This is a genomic window from Isoptericola sp. NPDC060257, assembly GCF_042726645.1.
GTDB classification, from domain to species: Bacteria; Actinomycetota; Actinomycetes; order Actinomycetales; family Cellulomonadaceae; genus Isoptericola; species Isoptericola nanjingensis.
The window spans coordinates 1-6862 of the sequence record NZ_JBHXAW010000243.1 but is presented as its reverse complement, the minus strand read 5'-3'; the positions used below and the strand labels follow the sequence as shown (position 1 = coordinate 6862).

Sequence of the window (6862 nt, the reverse complement as noted above, 5' to 3'; positions counted from 1 at the left end):
GTCCGTGTGCCGGGACGGCGGTCCGTCACCGGACCGCCGTCGCTGCTACTTGTCCAGGTACGAGGTGACCTCGACCTCGCCCGAGATGATCTGCTCCTGGAGCGCGGTGACCTCGTCCATGAGGGCGGGGTCGACCTTGTCCTCGAAGTTGTGCAGCGGGGCGATGCCCACGCCCTCGTTCTCGAGCGTGCCGATGTACGGCGTCGCGTCGAACTCGCCCTTGGCGGCGGCGCTGACGGCCTCGTAGGTGGAGATGTCCATCCCCTTGAGGATCGACGTCAGCACGTAGTCCTGCGTGGACGGGTCGGACTCGAACAGGTCGGCGTCGACGCCGATGAGCGCGACGTCCTTGCCCGAGTCCTGGATCGCCGCGATCGCGGACTGGTAGATCGGGCCGCCGACCGGCAGGATCACGTCGACGCCCTGGTCGAGGATGTTCTGCGCGGTGGTCTTCGCCGTCTCGTTCGCCTCGAACTTGCCGGTGAAGGAGCCCTTCTCCCCGCCCTCGAAGCCCACGAGCTCGACGTTCTCGCCCTTGGTCTCGTTGTAGTACTCGACGCCCTGCTTGAAGCCGTCCATGAAGATGGTCACGGTCGCGATCGGCGCGCCGCCGAAGGTCCCGACCTTGCCGGTCTCGGAGTACCCGGCCGACAGGTAGCCCGCGAGGAACGCGGCCTGCGCCGTGTCGTACAGCAGCGGCTTGACGTTGTCCGCGTCGATCGTCTCGTCGACGAGGATGAACTCGGTGTCCGGGTTCGCCTCGGCGGCCTCCGTGGTCGCGGCGGCCAGGTTGAAGCCGACGGACACGATCGGGGAGCAGCTCTGCCCGACCAGCGACTCCATGTTCGGCTGGTAGTCCGTCTCGGTCTGCGACTGGACGGCGGTGAGCTCGACGCCGAACTCGTCCGCGGCCTTGGTCGCCCCCTCGAAGCTCAGCTGGTTGAAGCTCTTGTCGTCGAACCCACCCTGGTCCGAGACGATGCACGGCTTGAAGCCCTCCACCGCGGCCGCGGCGCTGCTGTCGCCACCGGACTCCTCGGGGGCCTCCGCACAGGCCGCCAGCGCGAGCGCCGCGACGCCGGCGAGGGCCGTGAGCTTGATCGCTCTCTTCACCTGTCGCTCCTGTCGATCGTTCGTCGGGCCAGGATCGTCCGGCCCGTCACCGACGTGAAGCCTAGCCACCGCCACCCCCACCGAGAACCGCAGGCGACGAACCCGCAGGAGTCGTTACCGAAGCGGTATCGACTCCCGAGCGCCGCAACACGCCGGACACTTTCCGGCGTCTCACGGCTGGAGCGCGAAACGTCCCAGCAACCGGGCACCGACGGCGATCGACCGCTCGTCCACGACGAGGTCGCCCTGGTGGATGTCGTAGCGCCGCTCCCCCGGGGTCCCGGTGCCGAGGCGGGCCATCGCGCCCGGCACCTTGGTGAGGTACCAGGCGAAGTCCTCCCCGCCGAGCGACTGCTCGGTGAGCACGACGCCCTCGGGCCCGAGCACCGCCGTCCCCGCCGCCTCGAGCGCGCCCGTCACGGCCGCGTCGTTGTCCACCGGCGGGACGCCGCGCGCGTGCCGCACGGTCACGTCCACCTCGTACGGCGCCACGACCTGCTCCACCGCGTCGTGCAGCACCTGCCCGGCCCGCTCCCACGCGCGCACGTCGAGGCAGCGCAGCGTGCCGGCGACGGTGCCGGTCGCCGGGATCGCGTTGTGCACGTTGCCCGCGTGCACGGCGCCCCACGTGAGGTTCACGCCCGAGCGCGGGTCCAGCCGGCGGCCCAGCACGGCGGGCACCTGCGTGATGACCTGACCCAGGGCGTACACGACGTCGCCCGTCAGGTGCGGGCGGGACGTGTGCCCGCCCGAGGACGACAGGGTGACCGTGACGCTGTCGGAGGCCGAGGTGATCGGCCCGATGCGGGTGCCGACCTGCCCGACGTCCAGCTTGGGCTCGCAGTGCACCGCCGCGATGCGGTCGACGCCGTCGAGCGCGCCCTGGGCGACGACGTCGTGCGCGCCGCCGGGCATGATCTCCTCGGCCGGCTGGAACACGAGCCGGACGCCGCGCTCGAGCAGGCCCTCGTCGTGCAGCGCGGCGAGCGCCAGTCCGGCGCCCAGCACCACGGTGGTGTGCACGTCGTGCCCGCAGGCGTGCGCCACGCCCGGCACCACCGAGCGGAACGGCAGGCCGCACGAGTCGTCGAGGGGCAGCGCGTCGATGTCCGCTCGCAGCGCCACGCGGCCCAGGCCGTCGGGCGACCGGTCGGGGCCGACGTCGCAGACCAGGCCGGTGCCCTCGAGCAGCCTGGGCTCGAGGCCGGCGGCGCGCAGCCGGTCGGCCACGAGCGCCGTGGTGCGGACCTCCTGGCGGCCGAGCTCGGGGTGCGCGTGCACGTCGCGCCGGATCGCGACCAGCTCGTCCTCGAGCGCCGCGACGATCTCGTCCAGCCGCGCCCCGGCCTCGCGGGCGCTCACAGGACGTCCTCCCGTCCGTGGGCGCGCATCGCGTCGACCATGTCCTTCACCTGCTGCGCGCGGGCACGGGTGGTCACGAGGAGCGCGTCGGGGGTGTCGACCACGACGACGTCGTCGATGCCGAGCAGCGCGACCACCCGGTCGCCGCCGGGCACGACGACCGAGCCGGCCGACTGCACCCGCACGACGTCGGCCGGGTCGCCCAGCACCTTGGAGCCGCCCTCGTCGTCCGACGGCAGGAGCGCGGCGAGCGAGTTGAAGTCGCCGACGTCGTCCCAGCCGAACGTGCCGGGGACGACGGCGACGCCGCCCTCGGCCGCGACGGGCTCCGCGACGGCGTGGTCGATCGCGATCTTCTCGAGGCCGGGCCACACCCGGGCGACCACGGCCGCACGGTCGGGCGTGTCCCAGGCGGCGGCGATCTCCCGCAGCCCGTCGTGCAGGGCGGGGCGGTGCGTCGCGAGGTGGTCCAGGAGCACGGAGCTGCGGGCCACGAAGATGCCGGCGTTCCAGCGGTACTCGCCGGACGCCACGTACTCGCGGGCCGTCGCGGCGTCGGGCTTCTCCGTGAAGCCGCGCACGTGCAGGGCGCTCGGCGCGCCCTCGACGCCGAGCGGCTCGCCGCTGCGCACGTAGCCGAACGCCACGGACGGGCGCGAGGCGGCGATGCCGATGGTCGCGACGTAGCCGGCGCGCGCGGCCGCGACCGCCTCCCGCACCGCGGCGTCGAACGACGCCGCGCCGGACACCACCTGGTCCGCGGCGAACGAGCCCACGACGACGTCCCCGTGCCGCCGCTCCAGCACGGCCGCGGCCAGCCCGATGGCCGCCATCGAGTCGCGCGGCGAGGGCTCGGCGAGCACGGCGTCCTCGGCCAGCTCGGGCAGCTGCTCTCGTGCGGCCGCGACGTGCGGCTCACCGGTGACGAGCACGACCCCGCCGCCCGCGAGCGGGCGCAGCCGGTCGACCGTGCCCTGCAGCAGCGTGCGGCCCGCGCCGGTGAGGTCGTGCAGGAACTTCGGCGCGCCCGCGCGGGAGAGCGGCCACAGCCGGGTGCCGGCACCCCCGGCGGGGATCACGGCGTAGAACCCGGGGACCGGTGAACGGGAGGGGGGCGCCGCAGTGCTCATCCCCGCAGCATAAGCGTGCTGACGACGCGGCCGTCGGCGACGTCAACCCTGTGGAATAGGTCACGAAAGACACCGGACCGTCCCGGTTTGCCGGACCTCGTGTGCCGCGAGACGACCGGATGTCACTACAGTGACCGTGAACGGAATCCACACAGAATCCGCCAACGGAGGCTCCCCCCGTGCCTACAGCACCTGCTGGCACGCTCTACCGCGGCCGTGAAGGCATGTGGTCCTGGGTCGCGCATCGCGTGACCGGCGTGCTCATCTTCTTCTTCCTCCTCGTGCACATCCTGGACACGGCTCTCGTCCGGGTGTCGCCCGAGGCCTACAACGCCGTCATCGGGACGTACCAGACGCCGATCATGGGACTCGGGGAGGCCGGCCTCGTCGCCGCGATCGTCTTCCACGCGTTCAACGGCATCCGCGTGATCCTCGTCGACTTCTGGGCCAAGGGCCCGAAGTACCAGAGGACGATGCTCTGGGTCGTCGTCGGCCTGTTCGTCGTGACCATGGCCGGCTTCCTGCCGCGGCACCTGATGAACGTCTTCGGAGGTGGGCACTGATGGCCTCGACCCAGACCCCGTCCGCCATCGCGGCCCCGCGGTCCCCCTACGCCCGCCGCAAGACGACCCGCGGCAACTACGAGCTGTACAGCTGGGTCTTCATGCGGGCGTCCGGCGTCGTGCTGGTCGTGCTGATCTTCGGCCACCTCTTCGTCAACCTCATGGTGGGCGAGGGCGTGCACGCGATCGACTTCGCCTTCGTCGGCGGCAAGTGGTCCAGCCCCTTCTGGCAGGTCTGGGACCTGCTGATGCTGTGGCTCGCGATGATCCACGGGACCAACGGCGTGCGGACGATCATCAACGACTACGCCCAGAAGGACTCCACCCGCGGCGTGCTCAAGGTGCTGCTGTACCTGGCGTTCATGATCGTGGTCGTGCTCGGCACCCTCGTGATCTTCACGTTCAACCCCTGCCCGCCGGGCGCCCCGGCCGAGCTCCTGCCGTCGATCTGCTTCTCGAACTAAGGACAGGCACCCCCCGATGCAGACACATCAGTACGACGTCGTCATCGTCGGCGCAGGCGGCGCCGGCATGCGCGCGGCGCTCGAGGCCTCCGGCGAGGCCCGCACCGCGGTGATCTCGAAGCTCTACCCCACCCGCTCCCACACCGGTGCCGCCCAGGGCGGCATGGCGGCAGCCCTCGCCAACGTCGAGGAGGACAACTGGGAGTGGCACACGTTCGACACCGTCAAGGGCGGTGACTACCTGGTCGACCAGGACGCGGCGGAGATCCTCGCGAAGGAGGCCATCGACTCGGTCCTCGACCTGGAGAAGATGGGCCTGCCGTTCAACCGCACGCCCGAGGGCCGCATCGACCAGCGCCGGTTCGGCGGGCACACCCGCGAGCACGGCCAGGCCGCCGTGCGCCGCGCCTGCTACGCCGCGGACCGCACCGGCCACATGATCCTGCAGACGCTGTACCAGAACTGCGTGAAGCAGAACGTCGAGTTCTACAACGAGTTCTACGTGCTGGACCTGCTCACGGACCACGACCTCACCACCGAGCAGATCGAGGACGGGGCCGAGGTCAACGCGACCGGCGTCGTCGCCTACGACCTGGCCAGCGGCGAGATCCACGTGTTCCAGGCGAAGGCGATCATCTTCGCCACCGGCGGCGCGGGCAAGATCTTCAAGACGACGTCGAACGCGCACACCCTCACGGGCGACGGCATGGCGCTGGCGTACCGCCGCGGCCTGCCGCTGGAGGACATGGAGTTCTTCCAGTTCCACCCGACGGGCCTCGCGGGCCTCGGCATCCTCCTGTCGGAGGCGGCGCGCGGCGAGGGCGGCATCCTGCGCAACTCCGACGGCGAGCGCTTCATGGAGCGCTACGCCCCCACCATCAAGGACCTCGCGCCGCGCGACATCGTCGCCCGCTCGATGGCCAACGAGGTGCGCGAGGGCCGCGGCGCCGGCCCGAACAAGGACTACGTGCTGCTCGACCTGACGCACCTGGAGCCCGCGCACATCGACGCGAAGCTCCCGGACATCACCGAGTTCGCCCGCACGTACCTCGGCATCGAGCCGTACACCGAGCCCGTGCCCGTCTACCCGACGGCGCACTACGCGATGGGCGGCGTGCCGACCAACATCCTGGGCGAGGTGCTGCGCGACAGCCACAACGTCGTCAAGGGCCTCTACGCGGCCGGCGAGGTCGCGTGCGTGTCCGTGCACGGCTCGAACCGCCTCGGCACCAACTCGCTGCTCGACATCAACGTCTTCGGCAAGCGCGCCGGCCGCTCCGCCGCCGCGTACGCGAAGTCGGCGGGCCCGCACCGGGAGCTCCCGGAGAACCCGACCGCCCGCGTCGAGGCACAGCTCGCCGAGATGCGCGACCGCCCCGACGGCGAGCGCGTCGCGGACGTCCGCAAGGCGCTGCAGGAGACCATGGACGCGAACGCCCAGGTGTTCCGCACCGGCGACTCCCTCAACGAGGCGCTGGCGGAGATCCGGGACCTGCAGAAGCGGTACCGGAACGTCTCCGTCCAGGACAAGGGCAAGCTGTTCAACACGGACCTGCTCGAGGCGATCGAGCTCGGCTTCCTGCTGGACATCGCCGAGGTGACCGTCGTCGCCGCCCTCAACCGCAAGGAGTCGCGCGGCGGGCACTACCGGGAGGACTACCCGGACCGCGACGACGCGAACTACATGCTGCACACGATGGCGTACCGCCGTCCGACGTCGGCCCCCGACGCCGGCGACGGCCACGTCCCGGGCTACTTCGACCACGTCGAGGACTTCGGGGACTACAAGGTCGTCCTGGGGTCCAAGCCCGTCATCCAGACCCGGTACGAGCCCATGGAGCGGAAGTACTGATGACTGCTGTACTCGAGAACCCCGCCACCGAGCCGAAGGCCGGTGCCGTCCCCAGCTTCGAGGTCACGCTCCGCATCCGGCGGTACAACCCCGAGTCGGAGCACGGCGAGGAGTCGACCTGGGACGACTTCACGGTCCAGGTGCACGGCACGGACCGCGTCCTCGACGCGCTGCACATGATCAAGTGGGAGCAGGACGGGTCGCTGACCTTCCGCCGCTCCTGCGCGCACGGGGTCTGCGGCTCCGACGCCATGCGGATCAACGGCCGCAACCGGCTCGCCTGCAAGACGCTCCTCAAGGACGTCAACCCGGACAAGCCGATCACCGTCGAGCCCATCAAGGGCCTGCCCGTGGTCAAGGATCTCGTCGTGGACATGG

General features: G+C 71.2%; 7 protein-coding genes. 4 read left to right on the top strand and 3 right to left on the bottom strand.

The window, feature by feature from the left end:
- Nucleotides 1-45: 45 nt before the first annotated feature.
- The 3 genes from ACFWEK_RS16940 to ACFWEK_RS16930 form a co-directional block, all read right to left on the bottom strand.
- Nucleotides 46-1113, bottom strand: coding sequence for a BMP family protein (locus ACFWEK_RS16940; RefSeq protein ID WP_430546815.1), 1068 nt, complete (start codon nt 1111-1113; stop codon nt 46-48).
- A gap of 171 nt (nt 1114-1284) precedes the next feature.
- Nucleotides 1285-2475, bottom strand: a complete 1191-nt coding sequence (locus ACFWEK_RS16935; protein ID WP_430546814.1) for an amidohydrolase — start codon at nt 2473-2475, stop codon at nt 1285-1287.
- Nucleotides 2472-3605 (bottom strand): mannose-1-phosphate guanylyltransferase, encoded by a 1134-nt coding sequence (locus tag ACFWEK_RS16930; RefSeq protein WP_430554787.1) that lies wholly within the window; start codon nt 3603-3605, stop codon nt 2472-2474. Before ACFWEK_RS16930 ends, ACFWEK_RS16935 begins: the two co-directional genes overlap by 4 nt.
- Before the next feature lie 179 nt (nt 3606-3784).
- Here ACFWEK_RS16930 and sdhC point away from each other — a divergent pair, with 179 nt between their 5' ends.
- The 4 genes from sdhC to ACFWEK_RS16910 form a co-directional block, all read left to right on the top strand.
- Nucleotides 3785-4168 (top strand): succinate dehydrogenase, cytochrome b556 subunit, encoded by a 384-nt coding sequence (gene sdhC, locus ACFWEK_RS16925; protein ID WP_429762505.1) that lies wholly within the window; start codon nt 3785-3787, stop codon nt 4166-4168.
- Nucleotides 4168-4632 carry a succinate dehydrogenase hydrophobic membrane anchor subunit gene (locus ACFWEK_RS16920; protein ID WP_430554786.1) on the top strand — a complete coding sequence of 155 codons (465 nt, stop codon included), beginning with the start codon at nt 4168-4170 and terminating at the stop codon, nt 4630-4632. Before sdhC ends, ACFWEK_RS16920 begins: the two co-directional genes overlap by 1 nt.
- A gap of 16 nt (nt 4633-4648) precedes the next feature.
- Complete coding sequence (sdhA, locus tag ACFWEK_RS16915) at nt 4649-6484, top strand: succinate dehydrogenase flavoprotein subunit (protein WP_430546811.1); 1836 nt, start codon at nt 4649-4651, stop codon at nt 6482-6484.
- On the top strand, nt 6484-6862 hold a 379-nt coding region (locus tag ACFWEK_RS16910), incomplete at its 3' end, for a 2Fe-2S iron-sulfur cluster-binding protein (RefSeq protein WP_430554785.1). The genes sdhA and ACFWEK_RS16910, both read left to right, overlap by 1 nt.